This window comes from Streptomyces sp. NPDC027663, assembly GCF_055566415.1.
The window spans coordinates 116,075-137,201 of the sequence record NZ_JBVHSK010000014.1; the positions used below are offsets into that span (position 1 = coordinate 116,075).

The window sequence follows — 21,127 nt, forward strand, 5'->3', positions numbered from 1 at the left end:
GCCGTGTTCTAGTCCGGGAGGGGTTGCGGCGGGCGTGCACCGACGTAGTGGCCGCTGGGGCGCATGCGCAGCGGGCGCTCGCCGTACTCCTCCAGGGCGTGCGCGATCCAGCCCGCCGTCCGTGCGACGGCGAAGATCGTCTCCCCGGCCGTGGCGGGCATCCCGGAGGAGGCGGTGAACACGGCCAGGGCCAGGTCGACGTTGGCGTGCAGCGGGGTGTGGCGGGCGGTCGTGGCGACGATGTCGCGGGCGGCCAGCAGTGCGGACTCCGCGCGCGGGACCTGCTCCAGCAGGGCGAACAGCGCCCGCGCGCGGGGGTCCTCACCCTGGTAGAGCCGATGGCCCAGCCCGGGGACGCGGCGGCCCGCGCGCAACTCGTCGGCGATCACCGGGACCGCCGTGCCCTGGTCGAGCACGTCGAGGAGCATCCGGTGGGCCAGGCCGCTGGCGGCGCCGTGCAACGGACCCTCCAGGACGCCCAGACCCGCCGACACGGCCGCGTAGGCGTGCGCCCGGGCCGAGGCGGCCACCCGGACGGCGAGTGTGGAGGCGGCGAGGTCGTGGTCGGCGAGCAGGCCCAGCGCGGTGTCCAGGACGCGCAGGGAGGCCTCGTCCGCCGGGCGGCCGGTCAGCCGGCCCCACAGGCGGTGGGCGAGCGGGCCGTCGTCCTTGTGGTCGTGCCAGACCGGCGGCAGCGCGGCGACGAGCGTCGGGATGAGGGTCCGTGCCGTGTTCAGCACGGCCTCCTCGGACAGGTCGAAGCGCAGCGGGTCCTCGGCCGCCGCGGCGACGGCCGCCACCCGCAGCCGGTCGACAGGGGAGGCGTGCTCGGACAGGGCGTCCACCGCACGGCGGGCGACCTCGACGGTGGCCTCGGGCGCGGTGAAGACCACCCCGGGGGTCAGGCGGCCCGTCCACAGCCACTCCGCGACCTCCTCGTAGGAGTGGCGGCCGGCCATCTCGACGGCGTCCACGCCCCGGAAGAAGTACCGGTCCTGATCGATCAGCGTGATACGTGTGCGGACGGACAGGTCGCCGCCGGAGCCCGGGGTGCCGGCCGCCTCGCGCCGGTTGCGGCGAGCGAGGGCCTCCACCTCCTTCGCCTCGAAAGTGCTGGCCCGGCCACCGGCTTCGCGCCGGCTGCTGAGCAGGCCGCGGCTCACGTACGCGTAGACCGTCTCGGGCTTCACGCCGAGGAGTTCGGCGGTCTCCTTGGTGCTCAGCCGGTGCCCGGGACGGTGGGGGGCGGGTTCGGGATCGCGCATGGGGGCCACCGTAGCCCCTCTGCACACGTTGATGAGGAAGCATTGATCCGATCAATATTGACAAGGAATTCGTCAAGCATGGACAGTCGGATCAATTCCAGGGAGGAGAATCATGGTCATCAACTCGACCGCAACCCCGCTGATCGACGCCCCACGCGGACTCGCGGGCGTCGTCGTCGCCGATACCGAGGTCGGTGACGTCCGGGGGAGCGAGGGCTTCTACCACTACCGGCAGTACCCGGCCGTCGACCTCGCGCGCACCCGGAGCTTCGAGGACGTCTGGCACCTCCTGGTCCACGGAGAACTCCCGGACGCCGGCCGCAGCGCCGTCTTCGCCGCCGAGACGGCGGCCCTGAGAGGCCTGCCGACGGAAGTCCAGGCGGCCCTGCCCGCGATCGCCGCGGCCGGAAGCTGCTCCGGCCCGCTCGCCGGACTGCGCACGGCACTGTCGCTGCTGGGTGCCGCCCGGGGCTTCCGGCCGGTGTACGACATCGACGCGGAGCGGCGGCGTGCCGACACCCTGGCCGCCTGTGCGGCCGTACCGACCCTGCTCACCGCGCTGCACCGGCTCGGCCGCGGACTCGAACCGGTCGAGCCGCGCGAGGACCTCTCGTACGCCGCCAACTACCTCTACATGCTGACCGATTCGGAGCCCGAGCCGCGCCGGGCGCGTGCGGTCGAGCAATATCTGGTCTCAACCATTGATCACGGATTCAATGCGTCAACGTTCACCGCGCGCGTCATCGCGTCCACCGGCGCCGACATGGCGGCCTGCCTGACCGGCGCCGTCGGCGCCCTGTCCGGCCCGCTCCACGGAGGCGCGCCCAGCCGGGCCCTGGACACACTGGACGCGATCGGCACACCCGACCGGATCGACACCTGGATCCGGGAGCGGGTGCTCGCCGGTGACCGCATCATGGGCTTCGGGCACGCCGTCTACCGCACGGAGGACCCCCGCTCGCGGATGCTGCGGGAGACAGCGCTCCACTTCGGCGGACCACGGGTGCACTTCGCGGTGGAGGTGGAACGCCGGGTGGAGGCGATCCTGGCCGAACTGAAGCCCGGCCGCGAACTCCACACGAACGTCGAGTTCTACGCCGGAGTGGTCATGGAACTCTGCGGCCTGCCCCGGGAGATGTTCACCCCCACCTTCGCCGCGGCACGGGTCGTCGGCTGGAGCGCCAACATCCTGGAACAGGCGGCCGACCCGAAGATCATCCGGCCGGTGGCGCGGTATGTCGGACCGGAGCCGGAGAAGGCGGCCACGGGCACCGGGTGACCCGGTGCGGCCGTTCACCGGGCCACGTGCACCGATCAGTCCGCGGACGGGCGGAAGGACTCCGCCGGCCAGGAGGCGCACGGAAGCAAGGCGGGACCGCTCACCTCGGTGGCCTGTGCCAGGACCGTCCGGACTGCAACGCCGCCAAGTGTTCACTTCGGACGCGTTCCGGCCCGCTCGTATCCTGGACCACCTGTCCATGCTCGTCCGTGCGCCGGGACGCGAGCCGGTGTGCGCTGGTGTGTCAGAGAGGTCACCCGTTGGGGAACAACTTGGGGAACTGCGGCGGTCCGCAGCAGGTCCCGGTCGTCGTGCTCGCCGGTTTCCTGGGCTCCGGGAAGACCACACTCCTCAACCACCTGCTGCACCGCAGCGGAGGCAGCCGGATCGGAGCCGTGGTCAACGACTTCGGGGCCATCGAGATCGACGCGATGGCCGTCGCCGGCGCACTCGGCGACTCGACGGTCTCGCTCGGCAACGGCTGTCTGTGCTGTGCCGTCGACGCGAGCGAACTCGACCTCTACCTGGACCGGCTCGCCGCACCCGCCGCCGGCATCGATGTGATCGTCATCGAGGCGAGCGGCCTGGCCGAGCCGCAGGAACTCGTGCGGATGGTGCTGGCCAGCGAGCACCCGAGGGTGGTCTACGGCGGCCTGGTCGAGGTGGTCGACGCCGCCGAGTTCGACGACACGCGCGCGCGGCACCCCGAGATCGACCGGCACCTCGCCCTCGCCGACCTGGTCGTGGTCAACAAGCTCGACCGCGCCGACGACCCCGGCCGGGTCCTGGGGCTCGTCCGCTCGCTCACCGACCGGGCCGCCGTCGTACCCGTCACCTACGGCCGTATCGACCCCGGGTTCCTCTTCGACTGCAAGCCGAGCGAGGAACGCATCGGGCAGCTGTCCTTCGACGACCTGCACGAGCCCGGCGAAACCGGTCGCGAGACCGACGGCGAACCCGATGGCGAGGGCGGCGCGCACGCCCATGCCGGACATCTGCACACCGGGTACGACAGCCTGGCCTTCACCTCCGGCGTGCCCCTGGAGCCCCGCCGGCTCATGCAGTTCCTGGACAGCCGGCCCGAGGGGCTGTACCGGATCAAGGGGTACGTCGACTTCGGGCCGTACGACCCGCTCAACCGGTACGCCGTGCACGCCGTCGGCCGGTTCCTGCGCTTCTACCCCGAGCCCTGGCCGGCCGGCGGCGACCGTCTCACCCAGCTGGTGCTGATCGGCTCCGGCATCGGCACCGACGGCCTAGGCAAGGAGCTGGAGGCGTGCAAGGACGACGCCCCGCACGCCGACGAGCACGGCATGTGGGGCGTCCTGCGCTACGTACAGGGTTCCGAGGCGGAGCCGGACCCCGAGGCGTACGAGCCCTGGGAGGGGGCCTAGAACACCGGTCCCGCCACCACCGCCACCGTCTTCGCCAGCGAGGTGCCCGAACCGTCGCGGCGCGGGTCCGGCTCCGGCAGCTCCGCCGGGGCACCGGTCTTCTGTGCCGCGCGCGCGGGAGCCGGGCCCGCCCAGGCCACCGACAGACAGTCCTCGCCCTTCAGGAACCGCTGACAGCGGACGCCGCCCGTGGCCCGGCCCTTGCGCGGGTACTGGTCGAACGGGGTCAGCTTGGCCGTCGTCTGCACGGAGTCGTCCAGCGTGCCGCGCGAGCCCGCGACCGTGAACACCACCGCGTCGGCGGCCGGGTCGATCGCCGTGAAGGAGATCACCTTCGCGCCCTCGGTGAGTTTGATGCCCGCCATACCGCCCGCGGGACGGCCCTGTGGGCGCACGATGGAGGCCTGGAAGCGCAGCAGCTGCGCGTCGTCCGTGATGAACACGAGGTCCTCCTCGCCGGTGCGCAGTTCCACCGCGCCGACGATCCGGTCGCCCTCCTTGAGCGTGATGACCTCCAACTCGTCCCTGTTGGACGGGTAGTCGGGCACCACACGCTTGACGACGCCCTGCTCGGTGCCGAGCGCGAGACCCGGGGACGACTCGTCCAGCGTGGTCAGGCAGACCACGGTCTCGTCGTCCTCCAAGGAGACGAACTCCGCCAGTGGCGCGCCTCCGGAGAGGTTCGGCACGGTCGTCGGCTCGGGGAGCTGCGGCAGGTCCACCACGTTGATCCGCAGCAGCCGGCCCGTCGAGGTCACCGCGCCGATCACCCCGCGCGCGGTCGCCGGCACCGCCGAGACGATCACGTCGTGCTTGACGCGCTTGGCACCCGTGCTCTCCGGGAACGGCTCGTCGGTCGCCGTACGGGCCAGCAGCCCCGTCGAGGAGAGCAGCACCCGGCACGGGTCGTCGGCCACCTGCAGCGGCACGGCGGCCACCGCGGCGCCCGCGGACTCCAGCAGGACCGTGCGCCGGTCGGTGCCGAACTTCTTGCCCACGGCGGCCAGTTCGGCCGACACCAGCTTGCGCAGCTCGGCGTCCGAGTCCAGGATCCGGGTCAGCTCCTCGATCTCCGCGGTGAGCTTGTCCTTCTCCGCCTCCAGCTCGATCCGGTCGTACTTGGTGAGCCGGCGCAGCGGCGTGTCCAGGATGTACTGCGTCTGCACCTCGCTCAGCGAGAAGCGCCGCATCAGGCGCTCCTTGGCCTGCGCGGAGTTCTCGCTGGACCGGATCAGGCGGATGACCTCGTCGATGTCGACCAGGGCGGTCAGCAGGCCCTCGACCAGGTGCAGCCGGTCGCGCCTCTTGCTGCGGCGGAACTCGCTGCGGCGGCGGACCACGTCGAAGCGGTGGTCGAGGTAGACCTCCAGCAGCTCCTTCAGGCCCAGGGTGAGCGGCTGACCGTCGACCAGGGCGACGTTGTTGATGCCGAAGGACTCCTCCATCGGGGTCAGCTTGTACAGCTGCTCCAGGATCGCCTCCGGCACGAAACCGTTCTTGATCTCGATGACCAGGCGCAGGCCGTGCTCGCGGTCGGTGAGGTCCTTGACGTCGGCGATGCCCTGGACCTTCTTCGCGTTGACCAGGTCCTTGATCTTCGCGATGACCTTCTCGGGGCCGACCGTGAACGGAAGTTCGGTGACCACGAGGCCCTTGCGGCGGGCGGTGACGGTCTCGATCGCGACCGTGGCGCGCATCTTGAAGGTGCCGCGGCCGGTCGCGTACGCGTCCCGGATGCCGTCCATGCCGACGATCCGGCCACCCGTGGGCAGGTCCGGGCCGGGGACGTGCTTCATCAGCGCGTCCAGGTCGGCGTTCGGGTACCGGATCAGATGGCGGGCGGCGGCGATGACCTCCCGCAAGTTGTGCGGCGGCATGTTCGTCGCCATGCCCACCGCGATGCCCGAGGAGCCGTTGACCAGCAGGTTCGGGAAGGCAGCCGGCAGCGCCACCGGCTCCCGCTCCTGGCCGTCGTAGTTCGGGGCGAAGTCGACCGTGTCCTCGTCGATCGACTCGGTCATCAGGCTCGTCGCCTCGGCCTGGCGGCACTCGGTGTACCGCATGGCGGCCGGCGGGTCGTCGTTGCCCAGCGAGCCGAAGTTGCCGTGGCCGTCGACCAGCGGCACGCGCATGGAGAACGGCTGCGCCATGCGCACGAGGGCGTCGTAGATCGACGCGTCGCCGTGCGGGTGCAGCTTGCCCATGACCTCGCCGACGACACGCGCGCACTTCACGTAGCCGCGGTCGGGGCGCAGACCCATCTCGTTCATCTGGTAGACGATCCGGCGGTGCACCGGCTTGAGGCCGTCACGGGCGTCCGGCAGGGCGCGCGAGTAGATGACCGAGTACGCGTACTCGAGGTAGGAGCCACGCATCTCGTCCACGACGTCGATGTCGAGGATCCTCTCCTCGAACGAATCGTCGGGCGGCGGGGTCTTCGTGCTGCGGCGGGCCATCGCTGCCGGCTCCTCCTGATCTGGTCGCTCGCCGAGGGGGCGCGCACCCTCCGGCTCGCTCTTGCTGAAGCGATTGACTGATCTGACGCGGACCATTGTGGACCGCGGCACTGACAGCCCGGGCCACGACCCGGCCCCCGGCGGCCCGGCCGGTACCCGGGAGCCGCCCTGAGAGGGGTCGGACGCAGGCTACGCGATCCGCTGTGGGCGTACGTGCCGCGGGAACTTCACCGAGGTCCCGCACGCTTTGCATACAGTGGCAGGAACGGCAGGAAAACCGCGGTTTCTTTCGACCGCCTCCGCTCGCGAAGGGACGCACATGCCCATGGGTCACACGACCACAGCCGAGGCAGGCTCCGGGGGCCTGACAGCGACCGAGCACCGCCTGGCCAACGGTCTGCGCGTGGTGCTCTCCGAGGACCACCTGACCCCGGTGGCGGCGGTGTGCCTCTGGTACGACGTCGGTTCCCGGCACGAAGTCAAGGGGCGTACCGGCCTGGCTCACCTTTTCGAGCACTTGATGTTCCAGGGGTCGGCGCAGGTCAAGGGCAACGGGCACTTCGAGCTGGTGCAGGGCGCCGGCGGCTCGCTCAACGGCACCACCAGCTTCGAGCGCACCAACTACTTCGAGACCATGCCCGCGCATCAGCTGGAGCTGGCCCTCTGGCTGGAGGCCGACCGCATGGGCTCCCTGCTGGCCGCCCTGGACGAGGAGTCCATGGAGAACCAGCGGGACGTCGTCAAGAACGAGCGCCGCCAGCGCTACGACAACGTGCCCTACGGCACCGCCTTCGAGAGGCTGACCGCCCTCTCCTACCCGGAGGGCCACCCCTACCACCACACGCCGATCGGCTCGATGGCGGACCTGGACGCGGCCACCCTGGAGGACGCCCGCCAGTTCTTCCGTACCTACTACGCCCCGAACAACGCGGTGCTCTCGGTGGTCGGCGACATCGACCCCCAGCAGACACTCGCCTGGATCGAGAGGTACTTCGGGTCGATCCGGTCCCACGACGGCAAGCCCCGGCCCCGCGACGGCTCCCTGCCGGTGACCATCGGCGAGCAGCTGCGCGAGGTGGTCGTGGAGGAGGTGCCGGCGCGCGCCCTGATGGCCGCCTACCGGCTCCCGCACGACGGCACGCGCGAGGCGGACGCGGCCGACCTCGCCCTGACCGTCCTCGGCGGCGGCGAGTCCTCACGCCTGTACAACCGCCTGGTGCGCCGCGACCGTACGGCCGTCGCGGCCGGCTTCGGCCTGCTGCGCCTGGCCGGCGCCCCCTCCATGGGCTGGCTGGACGTGAAGACCTCCGGTGACGTCGAGGTGCCGGTCATCGAGGCCGCCATCGACGAGGAGCTGGCCCGGTTCGCCGCGGAGGGCCCCACGCCCGAGGAGATGGAGCGTGCCCAGGCCCAGCTGGAGCGCGAGTGGCTGGACCGGCTCGGCACGGTCGCCGGCCGCGCCGACGAACTGTGCCGGTACGCGGTCCTGTTCGGCGACCCGCAGCTCGCCCTCACCGCCGTCAAGCGCGTCCTCGAGGTGACCCCCGAGGAGGTCCAGGAGGTCGCCAAGGCCCGCCTGCGGCCCGACAACCGCGCGGTCCTCGTCTACGAGCCGAAGTCCCCGGAGACCGTAGAGGACGCGGACGTGCCCGAGGACCCGGAGACGGAAGCGACCGTAGAGGCGGGCCACGACGAGAACGAGGAGACGGCCAAGTGACCGAGCTCGCCACCATGGACTTCCACCCCCAGCCGCAGCCGGGCGAGGCCAAGCCCTGGGCGTTCCCCGCCCCCGAGCGCGGCACGCTGGGCAACGGCCTGACCGTGCTGCGCTGTCACCGCCCCGGCCAGCAGGTCGTCGCCGTGGAGGTGCTGCTGGACGCGCCGCTGGACGCCGAGCCGGCCGGCCTGGACGGTGTCGCCACGATCATGGCGCGGGCCTTTTCGGAGGGCACCGACCAGCACTCGGCCGAGGAGTTCGCGGCCGAGCTGGAACGCGCGGGCGCCACGCTCGACGCGCACGCCGACCACCCCGGCGTCCGGCTCGGCCTGGAGGTCCCCGCCTCCCGCCTGGCCAAGGGTCTCGGCCTGCTCGCCGACGCCCTGCGCGCGCCCGCCTTCGCCGAGAGCGAGGTCGAGCGGCTGGTCCGCAACCGCCTGGACGAGATTCCGCACGAGCTGGCCAACCCCACCCGCCGCGCCGGCAAGGAACTCTCCAAGGAGCTGTTCCCGGCGGCCTCGCGCATGTCCCGCCCGCGGCAGGGCACCGAGGAGACGGTCGAGAAGATCGACGCCGCGGCCGTGCGCGCCTTCTACGACCGCCATGTGCGGCCCGCCACGGCCACCGTGGTCGTCGTCGGCGACCTGACCGGCACCGACCTGGACGCGCTGCTCACCGACACCCTGGGCGCCTGGACCGGCACCCCGGGCGAGCCCCGGCCCGTGCCGCCGGTGACCGCGGACGACACCGGGCGCGTGGTCATCGTGGACCGGCCGGGCGCCGTCCAGACACAGCTGCTCATCGGCCGGATCGGCCCCGACCGGCACGACCGGGTGTGGCCCGCCCAGGTGCTCGGCACGTACTGCCTCGGCGGCACCCTCACCTCCCGCCTGGACCGGGTCCTGCGCGAGGAGAAGGGCTACACCTACGGCGTGCGCGCCTTCGGGCAGGTGCTCCGCTCGGCGCCGGACGGCACGGGCGCGGCGATGCTCGCCATCAGCGGCTCCGTGGACACGCCGAACACCGGTCCCGCGCTGGAGGACCTGTGGAAGGTGCTGCGCACCCTCGCGGCGGAGGGCCTGACCGACGCCGAGCGGGATGTCGCCGTGCAGAACCTCGTGGGCGTGGCGCCGCTGAAGTACGAGACCGCGGCGGCCGTCGCGAGCACGCTGGCCGACCAGGTCGAGCAGCACCTGCCCGACGACTTCCAGGCGACGCTGTACCAGCAGCTGGCCGCCACGGGCACGGTGGAGGCCACCGCGGCCGCCGTGAACGCCTTCCCGGTGGACCGCCTGGTGACCGTCCTCGTCGGCGACGCGTCCGAGATCAAGGCGCCGGTCGAGGCGCTGGGTATCGGCGAAGTCACCGTCGTCGCCGCGGAGTAGCGGCATACGCGCGTGGGGCCCTGACGACCTACGGGTCGTCAGGGCCCCACGCTGTTCCACTCGTGTTGCCAGATGCCCGATTTGAGGCGGAGGTTGCCTGTCTGCCCTGTGGGATGCGCTACAAAACACCGGATCCGTTTGGGGATTGAAAGCAGGTTCCGTAGCGTCGTCGGGGCTGTTCGTCAGGCAGTGCGCCGCACCCGCGGCACCGGACAGTCATCGCCGAGTCCCCGTACGGCGCGAGCCAGGGGAGCCGGGGACCCACCGTCCCTGGGGTGAATCGGGCGCCCGCGCGTGAGCGGGGGAGTCCGTAGGAGACCTTCCTGCTCCGAACCCGTCAGCTAACCCGGTAGGCGAGACGGAAGGAAAGGACCAGCCACTACATGGCGTTCATGTGCGCCACCGGGAAGCACCGCAAGCCCGGCCGGGTCAAGCGCACCACCGCTCAGGCGGCCGGTATCGCGGCCCTCACGACCACCGGCGTCGTCGGCACCCTCGCCGCCTCCCCGGCGCTCGCCGCCGAGAGCCCCGCGGAGCAGACCGGCCTCACCCCGGTCATCACCGTGAGTGACGACGTCGCCGACCGCATCGACGCGCAGGCCGCCGCCCAGCAGCAGGCAGCCGACCAGAAGGCGGCCGAGGAGGCCGCGGCGAAGGCAGCCGCCAAGAGGGCCCAGGAGGTACGCGCGGCCAAGGCCCGTGCCGCTCGTGAGGCCGAGCGCAAGCGGCTCAACGCCTTCACCGCCCCCATCGCGCAGTCCTACGTCTCCACGGCCTACCAGGCCAGCAGCTCGCTGTGGTCCTCCGGCTCGCACACCGGCATCGACTTCCACGCGGCCAGCGGTACGACCGTCCACGCGGTCGGCTCCGGGACGGTCGTCTCGGCGGGCTGGGGCGGCGCGTACGGCAACCAGATCGTGATCCGGATGGCCGACGGCATGTACACCCAGTACGGCCACCTGTCCTCCATCGGTGTCACGGTGGGCCAGAAGGTCGTCCCGGGCCAGCAGATCGGCCTGTCCGGCGCGACCGGCAACGTCACCGGCCCGCACCTCCACTTCGAGGCCCGCACGACCTCCGAGTACGGCTCCGACGTCGACCCGCTGGCCTACCTCCGCAAGCACGGCGTGCAGATCTGACGCCCGGCGCGCGAGCGCCCGAAGCCCCGGCTCACCGAGCCGGGGCTTTCGCGTTTTCCGCCGGATCCCGTCAGAGGCGCTGTCCAAAAAAATATCCATGAATCAGGGGCCGCCGTCGGAAATTCCGCCTCATTGCAATAGAGTCACGGAACACGCGTCCATCGTCGACGTTTCACGGGGATTAAGGCGGAGGTCGGTCATGCGTATTCCGGCGCACTCGGTGTGCACGGCGATCCGGGACGACATCGTCGCGGGTGTCCACGAGCGCGGCGGCCGGCTCACCGAGGAGGTCCTGGCCCGCCGCTACGGCGTCTCGCGGGTCCCCGTCCGCGAGGCCCTGCGCACCCTGGAGGCCGAGGGCTTCGTGGTGACCCGCCGGCACGCGGGCGCGTGCGTGGCCGAGCCGACCGAGCAGGAGGCCGCCGACCTGCTGGAGATGCGGATGCTGCTGGAGCCGCTGGGGGCCGCCCGGGCCGCCCAGCGGCGCACCGAGGCCCATCTGAAGGTGCTGCGCGGCCTGGTCCGGCTGGGCCAGGAGCGGGCCAGGAGGGGGCACAGCGATGATCTGCGCTCGCTGGGCGGCTGGTTCCACGAGACGCTCGCACAGGCCTGCGGCAGCTCCTCGCTGACCTCGGTGCTCACCCAGTTGCGGCACAAGATCGCCTGGATGTACGCGGTGGAGGCGCCGCTGAGCCCGGTCGAGACCTGGGCGGAGCACGGGGCGATCGTGGACGCGGTGGCGCGCGGGGACGGTGACCGCGCGCGGGCGCTCACGGCACTGCACACCGAGCGGTCGACGGGCGCGCACCGGCTTCGTTTTCCCGGCGCCGCGGAACGTGTGAGGTCTTCGCAACATGCCGTAAACATGTCGAGCCCGCGGCATTAACACGCACGCCGTATACAAAGAAGAGCCATTTCGCGGGGCCTTGTTTTCCGCTGCCCTAATTCCGCTGCGGCCGGAATTCATTCGGTGTGGCCCGAGTATGCCCGCGGATAAAGCGCGGCAATTTTTCCGCCGGGTGCGCAAACGCCGGAGCCGCGCCGCCCCGAGAGGCGAACGCGGCTCCGGCGCTCCGTGCGGTGGACGCTCAGACGGTCTCGGGCAGCTCTTCCAGGCCCTCGGAGACCAGCTTGGCCAGACGGTCCAGGGCGGCGTCCGCGCCCTCGGCGTCGGAGGCGAGGACGATCTCCTCGCCACCCTGGGCACCCAGGCCCAGGACGGCCAGCATCGAGGCCGCGTTGACGGGGTTGCCCCCGGCCTTGGCGATCGTCACCGGGACGCCTGCGGCCGTGGCGGCTCGGACGAAGATGGAGGCGGGGCGGGCGTGGAGGCCCTCGGCCCAGCCGACGTTGACGCGGCGCTCAGCCATGTGTTGCTGCCCTTCGGTGTTCAGGGTTGTCTAGACCAGTTTCCCATATCGTGGAGCGTGCCCGGAGCGGACCCTCGTTCCCCTCCGGTCGGCCCGGACCGCGGCCTCGGTCCGGCTTGCCGGTCCTCCACAGACTGCCTCGCGCTGTTGTCGGACGCGAGCCGTACTCTGGGGCCCATGCAGACCTCGGCGGACCGGCACGACCGGCACGAGTACCCCGCCCACTGGGAGGCGGACGTGGTGCTGCGCGACGGCGGCACCGCGCGCATCCGGCCCATCACCGTCGATGACGCCGACCGTCTGGTCAACTTCTACGAGCAGGTCTCGGACGAGTCGAAGTACTACCGCTTCTTCGCGCCGTACCCCCGGCTCTCCGCCAAGGACGTCCACCGCTTCACGCACCACGACTTCGTGGACCGGGTGGGACTCGCGGCCACCGTCGGCGGCGAGTTCATCGCCACCGTACGCTACGACCGCATCGGCGCCGACGGCATGCCCGCCTCCGCGCCAGCCGACGAGGCCGAGGTCGCCTTCCTGGTGCAGGACGCCCACCAGGGCCGGGGGGTCGCCTCCGCCCTGCTGGAGCACATCGCCGCCGTCGCGCGCGAGCGGGGCATCCGCCGTTTCGCCGCAGAGGTGCTGCCCGCCAACAGCAAGATGATCAAAGTGTTCACGGACGCCGGCTACACCCAGAAGCGCAGCTTCGAGGACGGGGTCGTACGCCTGGAGTTCGGCCTCGAACCCACCGACCGTTCCGTCGCCGTGCAGCGCGCGCGGGAGCAGCGCGCCGAGGCCCGGTCGGTACGGCGGCTCCTCGTGCCCGGAGCCGTGGCGGTCGTCGGGGCCGGCCGCGCCCCCGGCGGGGTGGGCCGCAGCGTCCTCGGCAACCTCCGCGACGCCGGCTACCCCGGCCGGCTGTACGCCGTGAACAAGGCCTTCCCCGAGGACGCCACCGAGGTCGACGGGGTGCCCGCCCACCGCTCGGTGCGGGACATCGACGGGCACGTGGACCTCGCCGTCGTCGCCGTACCGGCCGAGCACGCGCCCGCCGTCGTCACCGAGTGCGGCGAGCACGGCGTCCAGGGGCTGGTCGTCCTCTCCGCCGGATACGCCGAGAGCGGACCCGAGGGGCGCGAGCGGCAGCGGGCCCTGGTGCAGCAAGCGCGCGCGTACGGGATGCGGATCATCGGCCCGAACGCCTTCGGCATCATCAACACCGCCCCGGACGTCCGGCTGAACGCCTCCCTCGCCCCCGAGCTGCCCCGCCCCGGCCGCATCGGGATGTTCGCCCAGTCCGGCGCCATCGGCATCGCCCTGCTGTCCCGGCTGCACCGGCGTGGGGGAGGGGTCACCGGGGTCACCGGGGTGTCCACCTTCGTCTCCGCCGGCAACCGCGCGGACGTCTCCGGCAACGACGTCCTGCAGTACTGGTACGACGACCCCGAGACCGACGTCGTCCTCATGTACCTGGAGTCCATCGGCAACCCCCGCAAGTTCACCCGGCTCGCCCGGCGGACGGCGGCGGCGAAGCCGCTTGTCGTGGTGCAGGGGACGGGGGCCGCGCCACAGGGCCACGCGGTGCGCGCCACGCGGCTGCCGCACGCGACCGTCTCCGCGCTGCTCCGGCAGGCCGGGGTGATCCGGGTCGACACGATCACCGAGCTGGTCGACGCCGGGCTGCTGCTCGCCCGCCAGCCGCTGCCCGCCGGGCCGCGCGTGGCCATCCTCGGCAACTCCGAGTCGCTGGGCGTGCTGACGTACGACCGGTGTCTCGCCGAGGGGCTGCGGCCGGCACGGCCGCTGGACCTGACGACCGGGGCGACGGCGGAGGACTTCCACCGTGCGCTGAGCGCTGCGCTGGCCGACGACACGTGCGACGCCGTCGTGGTCACCGCGATCCCGGCGATCGGCGAAGGCTCGCCGGGGGATGCGGAGCTGGCGGAGGCGTTGCGGTCGGCCGCGGCGGCCGTTCCGGGAAAGCCGGTGCTCGTGGTTCATGTGGAGCTCGGGGGGCTTGCGGAGGCGTTGTCGGCTGCGGCGAGCACGGCACCACAGGTCGTCGGCAAGGCGCCCGGCGCCGTGGGCGGTGCCCACCCCGTCCCGCCCGCGGCTTCGCCCGAGCGGGAGGACCCCCAACGCCCCGCGGACCGACTGACCGCCGCGGGGTCGGACCGAGTGCCCGCCGCGGCTGCGGGCCGCCCGCCCGCCCCGGCAGCGGACCGACCGCCCGCCGTGGGGTCGGACCGACTGCCCGCCGCGTGGGCGGACGGAGTGCCCGCTGTCGTACCCGCTCCTCCCGAAGGCACTCGGCTCATCCCCGCCTACCCCGCGGCCGAGCGGGCGGTGCGGGCGCTCGCCGAGGCCGTCAGGTACGCGCAGTGGCGGCGGGAGGCCGCCGAACCCGGGAAAGTGCCCGAGTTCGACGACATCGACGAGAAGGGTGCCGCCCGGCTGATCGGCGAGCTGCTCGCGCGCGGGGAAGGGCTCACGATCCCCGACGCGCAGACCTGCGAGCTGCTCGGCAGGTACGGCATTCCCGTGCGGCGCGCGCTGCCGGCTCCCACCCCGGACGAAGCCGCCGAAGCCGCCCGCAGCCTCGGCTACCCGGTGGCCCTCAAGGCCACCGCCCCGCACCTCAGACACCGCGCCGACCTGGGGGGCGTACGCCTGGACCTCGCCGACGAGGAGCAACTGCGCCGGGCGTACGCCGAGTTGACCGAGCTGTTCGGCAAGCCGGAGGAGCTGCGCCCGGTGGTGCAGGGGATGGCACCGCGCGGGGTCGACACGGTCGTACGCGCCGTGATCGACCCGGCGGCCGGAGCCGTGCTGTCGTTCGGGCTCGCCGGGGCCGCATCGCAGCTGCTCGGGGACATGGCCCACCGGCTTGTCCCCGTCACCGACCGGGAGGCGACCTCTCTGGTGCGGTCGATCCGCACCGCTCCGCTGCTCTTCGGCTGGCGCGGCTCCACGCCCGTCGACACCCCCGCCCTGGAGGAACTGCTGCTGCGGGTGTCCCGGCTGGTGGACGACCACCCGGAAGTGGTCGCGGTCACTCTGGAGCCGGTCGTCGTGGCCCCGCACGGCGTGAGTGTGCTCGGCGCCACCGTACGGCTCGCGCCTCCGCCCGCCCGCGACGACCACGGCCCGCGGACGATGCCGGCCTACTGAGCAGGGAAGGGGGGACCGGATGGACATTGCCGGACGCCGGCGGCCCGAAGCCGTCTCCGGCCCGGTCGCCGCCGCCCGACTGGACATCCGGCCGGGGCCGGTGCCGAGGCACCCGCGCGCAGGCGCACAGGCCGCCCCCGGTCCCGGCGACTGGCCCGGACCCCCCTTGCCCACGGATTAGGATGGACGCCATGGCCAAGACCAGTACGACGACCCAGGGGCTGCGCGCGGCGATCGAGCGCAGCGGCTACTACCCGGCCCTCGTGGCCGAGGCGGTGGAGGCCGCTGTGGGCGGCGAGCCCATCCGGTCGTACCTGGTCCACCAGGAGACGACGTTCGACCAGAACGAGGTCCGCCGGCATGTGACCGTGCTGGTCCTCACCGGCAACCGCTTCATCGTCAGCCACACCGACGAGCAGGCCGCCGACAGCACGTCCCCGACGCCGTACGCCACCACCTCCACCGAGTCCGTGAAGCTCGACCGGATCTCCTCGGTCGTGGTCAGCCGCGTGGTCGCCAACCCGGAGCAGTACACGCCGGGCACACTGCCCCGCGAGGTCGTGCTGACCATCGGCTGGGGCGCGGTCAACCGCATCGATCTGGAGCCCGCCGCCTGCGGCGACCCCAACTGCGACGCGGACCACGGCTACACGGGCAGCTCCACGGCGGACGACCTCAGCCTGCGCGTCAGCGAGGCCGGGGACGGCCCGGAGACGGTGCGCCAGGCGCTCGCCTTCGCGCAGTCCATCTCGGAAGCGACCGCGGACGTCACCCGCTGATGTCCCAGCTCTCCGCCTGGGACCACCCGGAACCGCTCGCCCTGGACACGGCGCCGCTGCCCGAGTACGGCACCGGCTCCCTCGCCGACCTGCTGCCCACGCTGGCCGCCGGCATGGGCGTCCCCGGCCTGACCGCCACGATCGGGGAACTGACCCCGGCCGACCGGGTCTGTGTCTTCCTGGTCGACGGCCTCGGCTGGGAGCAGCTGCGCGCCCACCCCGACGAGGCCCCCTTCCTGACCTCCCTGCTCGGCAGCTCGCGCGGCGGCACCGGACGTCCGCTCACCGCCGGATACCCGGCGACCACCGCGACCTCCCTGGCCTCCGTGGGCACCGGCCTGCCGCCGGGCGCCCACGGCCTGCCCGGGTACACGGTGCGCAACCCGGACACCGGCGAGCTGATGAACCAGCTCCGCTGGCAGCCGTACACGGCACCGCGCCCCTGGCAGCCGTACCCCACCGTCTTCCAGCTGGCCCACGAGGCCGGGGTGCATGCGGCCCAGGTGTCCTCGCCCGCCTTCGAGCACACCCCGCTCACCAAGGTCGCCCTCAGCGGCGGCACGTTCCGCGGACGGCTCAGCGGCGAGGAGCGCATGGACCTCGCCGCCGGGCAACTGGCCGCCGCCGACCGCTCGCTGGTGTACACGTACTACGCCGAGCTGGACGGCTCCGGACACCGTTACGGCGTCGCCTCCGACACCTGGCGCGGCCAGCTGATGTACGTCGACCGGCTCGCCCAGCGCCTCGCCGAACAGCTCCCGCCGCGCAGCGCGCTGTACGTCACCGCCGACCACGGCATGGTGGACATCCCGTTCGACGAGCAGCACCGCATCGACTTCGACGAGGACTGGGAGCTGCGAGCCGGCGTCGCCCTGCTGGGCGGCGAGGGCCGGGCCCGGCACGTGTACGCGGTGCCGGGCGCCCAGAACGACGTACTGACCGTCTGGCGCGAGGTGCTCGGCGAGCAGTTCTGGGTGGCCTCGCGGGACGAGGCGATCGCGGCCGGCTGGTTCGGCCCGCGGGTGGACGAACGCGTGTACCCGCGGATCGGGGACGTGGTCGCCGCCGCGCACGACGACGTCCTGCTCATCGCCTCCGAGCGGGAACCCAAGGAGTCCGCGCTGGTCGGCAACCACGGCTCGATGACCCCGGCGGAACAGCTGGTTCCGCTCCTCGAAGTACGCTCCTGAGGCGACCCTGACCCGCCGGACCCGTTGATCCCGCACGCCCACGACATGCCGAAAGGTGCTCAACTCCTCATGCCCGAGCTGGTGTTCTTCTCCGGAACGATGGACTGCGGGAAGTCGACGCTGGCTCTGCAGATCGAGCACAACCGGTCCGCACGCGGCCTCGTCGGCATGATCTTCACCCGCAACGACCGCGCGGGCGAGGGCAAGCTGTCCTCCCGGCTCGGTCTGGTCACGGACGCGGTGGAGGTCGCCGACGACCAGGACCTGTACGTGTATCTCGTGGACCACCTCTCGCAGGGCGGCCGGGCCGACTACGTGATCGCGGACGAGGCGCAGTTCCTCGCGCCCGACCAGATAGACCAGCTCGCGCGCGTGGTCGACGACCTCGGCCTGGACGTGTTCGCCTTCGGCATCACCACCGACTTCCGCTCCAAGCTCTTCCCCGGCTCGCAGCGGCTGGTGGAGCTGGCCGACCGGATCGAGGTGCTCCAGGTGGAGGCGCTGTGCTGGTGCGGGGCCCGCGCCACGCACAACGCCCGCACGACAGGCGGCCAGATGGTGGTCGAGGGCGCCCAGGTGGTCGTCGGCGACGTCAACCAGTCCCCGGGCGAGGTCGGCTACGAGGTGCTGTGCCGCCGCCACCACCGGCGCCGGATGACCGCCGCGTCGGCCCACGCGGCGGCCCTGTCCCCGGACGTCCTGCCCGTCCCGTCCGCCTGACGGTCAGTGCGGGTTCTCGACCACCGAGAACTCGGCGCCCTCCGGGTCCGCCACCCTCGCCACCCGCCCGTGCGGGCTGTCGTGGGCCGTCCTGAGGACCCGGCCGCCCAGGCCGTTGACGTGCCGTAGCGTTTCGTCGACGTCTCCGACCTCGAAGTACGTCTGCCAGTGCGGTCCCCGGTCCCGCGGCAGACCGTGCCCGACGCCGTGCAGGCCGGCCACCGGACGGCCGTCGAGGTGCAGCGTCAGATAGTCGAAGCCGGCCGAGATCACCGGCTCCTCCTCGTAACCGAACACGCTCTTGTAGAACTTGGCGACGCTCTCCGTCTCGAAGGTGAGCAGTTCGTTCCAGACGGGCGTGCCGGGGACACCGGTGATCGCCGTGCCCAGATACGCGGAGGCCTGCCAGATCCCGAACACAGCTCCGGAGGGGTCCGAGGCGATCGCCATCCGGCCGGCTTCGGCGGCGTCCAGTGGGCCGACGGCCACCGTGCCGCCGCACAGCCGCACCGTGTCGGCAGTCTGGTCCACGTCGTCCGCGGCGAGGTACGGCGTCCAGGCGACCGGCAGTCGGCGGTCCGGCGGCAGCTGGCCCATGCCCGCCACCTCCCGCCCGTCGAGCAGCGCCCGCACGTACGGGCCGAGCTGCTGCGGGCCCGGCCGGAACTCCCAGCCGAACAGCTCACCGTAGAACTCCTCGGTGGCATCCAGCCCGTGCACCATCAGGCTCACCCAGCAGGGCGTGCCGGGCACGCGCCGCGCGTGCGGACCGGCCGACTCCCGTGCCTCGGTCATCGATCACTCTCTCCCCGGCCCCTCGCGGTGGCCGTGTCGCTTCCGCTCCCCGGAAGGGGTGTCCACGCCGCCGGCGCGTACTCCCGTGCCGGTGCCCGCATCCTCCGCGGTGCCGCGGGGCCGTACCGCGCCGCTCGGCGTTGCTCCGGGAGGATGCCCGATCTGCCGTCTTTCGCCACTTCCTGACGATGGCCGGCGGGTGTCCGTCGGCTGTACAGCATGTGCTCGATCCCGTACGCCACGTGATCGAGCCTGTCCGGCGGAGCAGAGTAGCCGGACCTGGACGCGGCGGCCACCCCTGGCGTATGGATGGACGCCATGAGAGCCATCATCACCGCAACCGAACTCGCCCATGAGCTGACCGGGGGCACTCCGCCCGTGCTGCTGGACGTCCGCTGGCAGCTGAGCCTGGCGAAGGCGGCGGGCGCGCCGGGCTTCGACGGCCGGGCCGAGTACGCGGCCGGGCACATTCCCGGCGCCGTCTTCGTCGACCTGGACCGGGAACTGGCCTCCACGCCTGGTGAACAGGGTCGGCACCCCCTCCCCGCCATCGGGGAGTTCGGCGCCGCGATGCGCCGCGCGGGCGTGTCGGCGGGCCGGCCGGTCGTCGTGTACGACGGCGGACAGGGCTGGGCTGCAGCGCGTGCGTGGTGGCTGCTGCGCTGGACGGGTCACCCGGACGTGCGGGTGCTCGACGGCGGGTTGCCGTCCTGGCAGGGCGAGCTGTCCACGGAGGTCCCGGCCCCGGCCCAGGGCGACTTCGCGCCGGCACCCGCGCCGACGGGCCTGCTGGACGCCGACGGAGCAGCGGCCCTGGCCCGTACGGGTGTGCTGCTGGACGCTCGTGCGGGGGAACGGTACCGCGGTGAGGTGGAGCCGATCGACCGCGTCGGCGGGCACATCCCGGGCGCGGTGTCGGCGCCGACGACGGAGAACGTGGGACCCGACGGCCGCTTCCTGCCCGCGGCGGAGCTGAAGGACCGCTTCAAGGCGCTGGGAGTGTCCGAGGACACCGAGGTGGGCGCGTACTGCGGCTCCGGGGTCTCCGGCGCCCACGAGGTGCTCGCACTGGCGGTGGCGGGCATTCCGGCGGCCCTGTACGTCGGTTCGTGGTCCGAGTGGTCCGCGGACCCGTCGCGGCCTGTGGCGGTGGGAGCGGATCCGCAGTAGCGGCAGCCGGGAGAGGGGCACGCGCGCGTGCCCCTCTCCTGTGCGCAGAGCCGCTCCCGGCGCGGGCGGAGAGCTACTTGCGTCCCGTGCGCGAACTGTTCCCGTTCCGTGCGGAGAGCTACTCCCCACACGTGCGCGAACTGCTCCCGTTCCGTGCGGAGAGCCACTCCCCGCACCCGCGCGAACTGCTCTCGGTGCGTGCGGAGAGCCGCTCCCGGTCCCTGCGCAGGGCTACTCCTGCTTCTTGCGGCGTGTGCCGAACACGATCTCGTCCCAGCTCGGGACGGCGGCGCGGCGGCCGGGGCGGACGCCGTCGGCCTCGGCCTGGCGGTCGGTCGCGCCGATGAGCCGGTCGCGGTGGCTGCCGACGGAGCGCGGCATGAGGACGTCCGCGTAGGCGGAGCCGGCCGACGCGGCGGGCGCCGGTGGTTCCTCGGCGGCGGGCTCGTCGGTGGCCTCCTCCTCGGTCTCCGAGGGGCGCTCGGGGACCACCAGGTCGCCGCGGAAGCTCGGCACGGCCTCCAGCAGGCTGGTCAGCGAGTCGCGTTCGCCCGTGCTCTCCTCTGCGGGCTCGGACGACTGCGCGGGCAGGCTGGGCCGCTCGCGGTCGCCCCGGTCGAGGGCACGGTCCAGCGACCTCTCGCGCGGCAGCCGGGCGATGCGCGGGACGAACGGGAAGCTGGGCTCCGGCACGGCGAGGTCGTCGGACTCGCCGATCAGCGAGCGCGCCTCGTCGTCCACGGCCTGCACGAGCCGCCGGGGCGGGTCGTAGGTCCAGCTCGCCGAGTGCGGTTCGCCCGCGACCCGGTAGACGAGGAGCACCTCCCAGGTGCCGTCGTCGCGGCGCCAGGAGTCCCACTGCACGGTGTCCTTCTCGGCACCGCGCAGCAGCAGCCGCTCCTGCACGGCCTCGCCGAGCAGCGGGCCGGAGTTCTCACCGGGGCGGCGGACCGGGGTCTTGCGGGCCCGCTCGGCCATGAAGGCGCGCTCGGCGAGCACCGGCCCCTCGAAGCGCCGTACCCGGTCGACGGGGATGCCGGCGAGCTGCGCGACCTCTTCCGCGGTGGCACCCGCGCGTATACGTGCCTGGATGTCTCGCGGGCGCAGATGGCTCTCGACCTCGATCTCGATCTGACCGAGGCGGGGCCGGTCGCCGCGCACGGCTGCGCGCAGCCGTTCGTCGATCGGAAGCGTGTACTCCGTAGAGTCGGCAGCCTTCAGCACCAGCCGTGTGCCGTCATTCGAGACGGCCACGACACGCAGTTCGGGCATGGGGACCTCCCGGGTGGTGCCTGCCGAC

16 protein-coding genes and 1 riboswitch are annotated in these 21,127 nt (G+C 72.6%); of the genes, 11 read left to right on the top strand and 5 right to left on the bottom strand.

The features are described from left to right. Positions 1-8 precede the first annotated feature (8 nt). Positions 9-1,265: a citrate synthase gene (locus ACZ4SF_RS30015; RefSeq protein WP_468390360.1), complete on the bottom strand. Its 1,257-nt coding sequence runs from the start codon at positions 1,263-1,265 to the stop codon at positions 9-11. Between the two features lie 112 nt (positions 1,266-1,377). On the opposite strand from ACZ4SF_RS30015, the gene ACZ4SF_RS30020 reads away from it, so the two are divergent. Together ACZ4SF_RS30020 and ACZ4SF_RS30025 are read left to right on the top strand one after the other, a co-directional pair. After that, complete coding sequence (locus tag ACZ4SF_RS30020; protein ID WP_468390362.1) at positions 1,378-2,544, top strand: citrate synthase/methylcitrate synthase; 1,167 nt, start codon at positions 1,378-1,380, stop codon at positions 2,542-2,544. A gap of 260 nt (positions 2,545-2,804) precedes the next feature. Then, complete coding sequence (locus tag ACZ4SF_RS30025) at positions 2,805-3,938, top strand: CobW family GTP-binding protein (RefSeq protein WP_468390365.1); 1,134 nt, start codon at positions 2,805-2,807, stop codon at positions 3,936-3,938. On the opposite strand, the gene ACZ4SF_RS30030 is transcribed toward ACZ4SF_RS30025, so the two are convergent. Next, entirely contained in the window at positions 3,935-6,394 is a 2,460-nt protein-coding gene (locus ACZ4SF_RS30030; protein ID WP_468390367.1) for a DNA gyrase/topoisomerase IV subunit A, read from the bottom strand. The genes ACZ4SF_RS30025 and ACZ4SF_RS30030 overlap by 4 nt on opposite strands. Positions 6,395-6,713: 319 nt before the next feature. Between ACZ4SF_RS30030 and ACZ4SF_RS30035 the strand changes: the two genes are divergently transcribed. The 4 genes from ACZ4SF_RS30035 to ACZ4SF_RS30050 all read left to right on the top strand — a co-directional run bounded on the left by ACZ4SF_RS30035 (position 6,714) and on the right by ACZ4SF_RS30050 (position 11,521). Continuing rightward, entirely contained in the window at positions 6,714-8,111 is a 1,398-nt protein-coding gene (locus tag ACZ4SF_RS30035; protein ID WP_468390370.1) for a M16 family metallopeptidase, read from the top strand. Beyond that, the gene (locus ACZ4SF_RS30040; RefSeq protein WP_468390373.1) at positions 8,108-9,496 is read left to right on the top strand and encodes a M16 family metallopeptidase; all 1,389 of its coding nucleotides are present in this window, start codon (positions 8,108-8,110) and stop codon (positions 9,494-9,496) included. The genes ACZ4SF_RS30035 and ACZ4SF_RS30040 overlap by 4 nt, the downstream gene beginning before the upstream one ends. 210 nt (positions 9,497-9,706) lie before the next feature. After that, positions 9,707-9,866, top strand: a riboswitch (cyclic di-AMP (ydaO/yuaA leader). A gap of 13 nt (positions 9,867-9,879) precedes the next feature. Then, the gene (locus ACZ4SF_RS30045) at positions 9,880-10,635 is read left to right on the top strand and encodes a M23 family metallopeptidase (RefSeq protein WP_468390376.1); all 756 of its coding nucleotides are present in this window, start codon (positions 9,880-9,882) and stop codon (positions 10,633-10,635) included. A 199-nt stretch (positions 10,636-10,834) separates the two neighbouring features. After that, positions 10,835-11,521, top strand: a complete 687-nt coding sequence (locus ACZ4SF_RS30050; protein WP_468390379.1) for a GntR family transcriptional regulator — start codon at positions 10,835-10,837, stop codon at positions 11,519-11,521. Between the two features lie 202 nt (positions 11,522-11,723). Here ACZ4SF_RS30050 and ACZ4SF_RS30055 read toward each other — a convergent pair whose 3' ends face one another. Next, complete coding sequence (locus tag ACZ4SF_RS30055; protein WP_014675499.1) at positions 11,724-12,005, bottom strand: HPr family phosphocarrier protein; 282 nt, start codon at positions 12,003-12,005, stop codon at positions 11,724-11,726. A gap of 177 nt (positions 12,006-12,182) precedes the next feature. Between ACZ4SF_RS30055 and ACZ4SF_RS30060 the strand changes: the two genes are divergently transcribed. The 4 genes from ACZ4SF_RS30060 to ACZ4SF_RS30075 all read left to right on the top strand — a co-directional run bounded on the left by ACZ4SF_RS30060 (position 12,183) and on the right by ACZ4SF_RS30075 (position 17,862). Continuing rightward, entirely contained in the window at positions 12,183-15,173 is a 2,991-nt protein-coding gene (locus tag ACZ4SF_RS30060) for a bifunctional acetate--CoA ligase family protein/GNAT family N-acetyltransferase (RefSeq protein ID WP_468390382.1), read from the top strand. 182 nt (positions 15,174-15,355) lie between these two features. Then, positions 15,356-15,952 carry a DUF5998 family protein gene (locus tag ACZ4SF_RS30065; protein WP_468390385.1) on the top strand — a complete coding sequence of 199 codons (597 nt, stop codon included), beginning with the start codon at positions 15,356-15,358 and terminating at the stop codon, positions 15,950-15,952. Continuing rightward, positions 15,952-17,142 (top strand): alkaline phosphatase family protein, encoded by a 1,191-nt coding sequence (locus ACZ4SF_RS30070; protein WP_468390388.1) that lies wholly within the window; start codon positions 15,952-15,954, stop codon positions 17,140-17,142. The genes ACZ4SF_RS30065 and ACZ4SF_RS30070 overlap by 1 nt, the downstream gene beginning before the upstream one ends. A 69-nt stretch (positions 17,143-17,211) precedes the next feature. Further along, the gene (locus ACZ4SF_RS30075; RefSeq protein WP_468390390.1) at positions 17,212-17,862 is read left to right on the top strand and encodes a thymidine kinase; all 651 of its coding nucleotides are present in this window, start codon (positions 17,212-17,214) and stop codon (positions 17,860-17,862) included. Between the two features lie 3 nt (positions 17,863-17,865). Here ACZ4SF_RS30075 and ACZ4SF_RS30080 read toward each other — a convergent pair whose 3' ends face one another. After that, positions 17,866-18,657, bottom strand: a complete 792-nt coding sequence (locus ACZ4SF_RS30080; RefSeq protein WP_468390393.1) for a VOC family protein — start codon at positions 18,655-18,657, stop codon at positions 17,866-17,868. A 318-nt stretch (positions 18,658-18,975) separates the two neighbouring features. Between ACZ4SF_RS30080 and ACZ4SF_RS30085 the strand changes: the two genes are divergently transcribed. Then, positions 18,976-19,827, top strand: a complete 852-nt coding sequence (locus ACZ4SF_RS30085) for a sulfurtransferase (protein WP_468390396.1) — start codon at positions 18,976-18,978, stop codon at positions 19,825-19,827. A 231-nt stretch (positions 19,828-20,058) separates the two neighbouring features. Here ACZ4SF_RS30085 and sepH read toward each other — a convergent pair whose 3' ends face one another. Continuing rightward, positions 20,059-21,099: a septation protein SepH gene (gene sepH, locus ACZ4SF_RS30090; protein WP_468390399.1), complete on the bottom strand. Its 1,041-nt coding sequence runs from the start codon at positions 21,097-21,099 to the stop codon at positions 20,059-20,061. Positions 21,100-21,127: the final 28 nt, after the last annotated feature.

Bases quoted from the DNA above. Each gene is read 5' to 3' on its own strand.
- ACZ4SF_RS30015 (WP_468390360.1), bottom strand. From the start codon at position 1,265: ATGCGCGATCCCGAACCCGCCCCCCACCGTCCCGGGCACCGGCTGAGC.
- ACZ4SF_RS30020 (WP_468390362.1), top strand. From the start codon at position 1,378: ATGGTCATCAACTCGACCGCAACCCCGCTGATCGACGCCCCACGCGGA.
- ACZ4SF_RS30030 (WP_468390367.1), bottom strand. From the start codon at position 6,394: ATGGCCCGCCGCAGCACGAAGACCCCGCCGCCCGACGATTCGTTCGAG.
- ACZ4SF_RS30035 (WP_468390370.1), top strand. From the start codon at position 6,714: ATGCCCATGGGTCACACGACCACAGCCGAGGCAGGCTCCGGGGGCCTG.
- ACZ4SF_RS30045 (WP_468390376.1), top strand. From the start codon at position 9,880: ATGGCGTTCATGTGCGCCACCGGGAAGCACCGCAAGCCCGGCCGGGTC.
- ACZ4SF_RS30050 (WP_468390379.1), top strand. From the start codon at position 10,835: ATGCGTATTCCGGCGCACTCGGTGTGCACGGCGATCCGGGACGACATC.
- ACZ4SF_RS30055 (WP_014675499.1), bottom strand. From the start codon at position 12,005: ATGGCTGAGCGCCGCGTCAACGTCGGCTGGGCCGAGGGCCTCCACGCC.
- ACZ4SF_RS30060 (WP_468390382.1), top strand. From the start codon at position 12,183: ATGCAGACCTCGGCGGACCGGCACGACCGGCACGAGTACCCCGCCCAC.
- ACZ4SF_RS30065 (WP_468390385.1), top strand. From the start codon at position 15,356: ATGGACGCCATGGCCAAGACCAGTACGACGACCCAGGGGCTGCGCGCG.
- ACZ4SF_RS30070 (WP_468390388.1), top strand. From the start codon at position 15,952: ATGTCCCAGCTCTCCGCCTGGGACCACCCGGAACCGCTCGCCCTGGAC.
- ACZ4SF_RS30075 (WP_468390390.1), top strand. From the start codon at position 17,212: ATGCCCGAGCTGGTGTTCTTCTCCGGAACGATGGACTGCGGGAAGTCG.
- ACZ4SF_RS30080 (WP_468390393.1), bottom strand. From the start codon at position 18,657: ATGACCGAGGCACGGGAGTCGGCCGGTCCGCACGCGCGGCGCGTGCCC.
- ACZ4SF_RS30085 (WP_468390396.1), top strand. From the start codon at position 18,976: ATGAGAGCCATCATCACCGCAACCGAACTCGCCCATGAGCTGACCGGG.
- sepH (WP_468390399.1), bottom strand. From the start codon at position 21,099: ATGCCCGAACTGCGTGTCGTGGCCGTCTCGAATGACGGCACACGGCTG.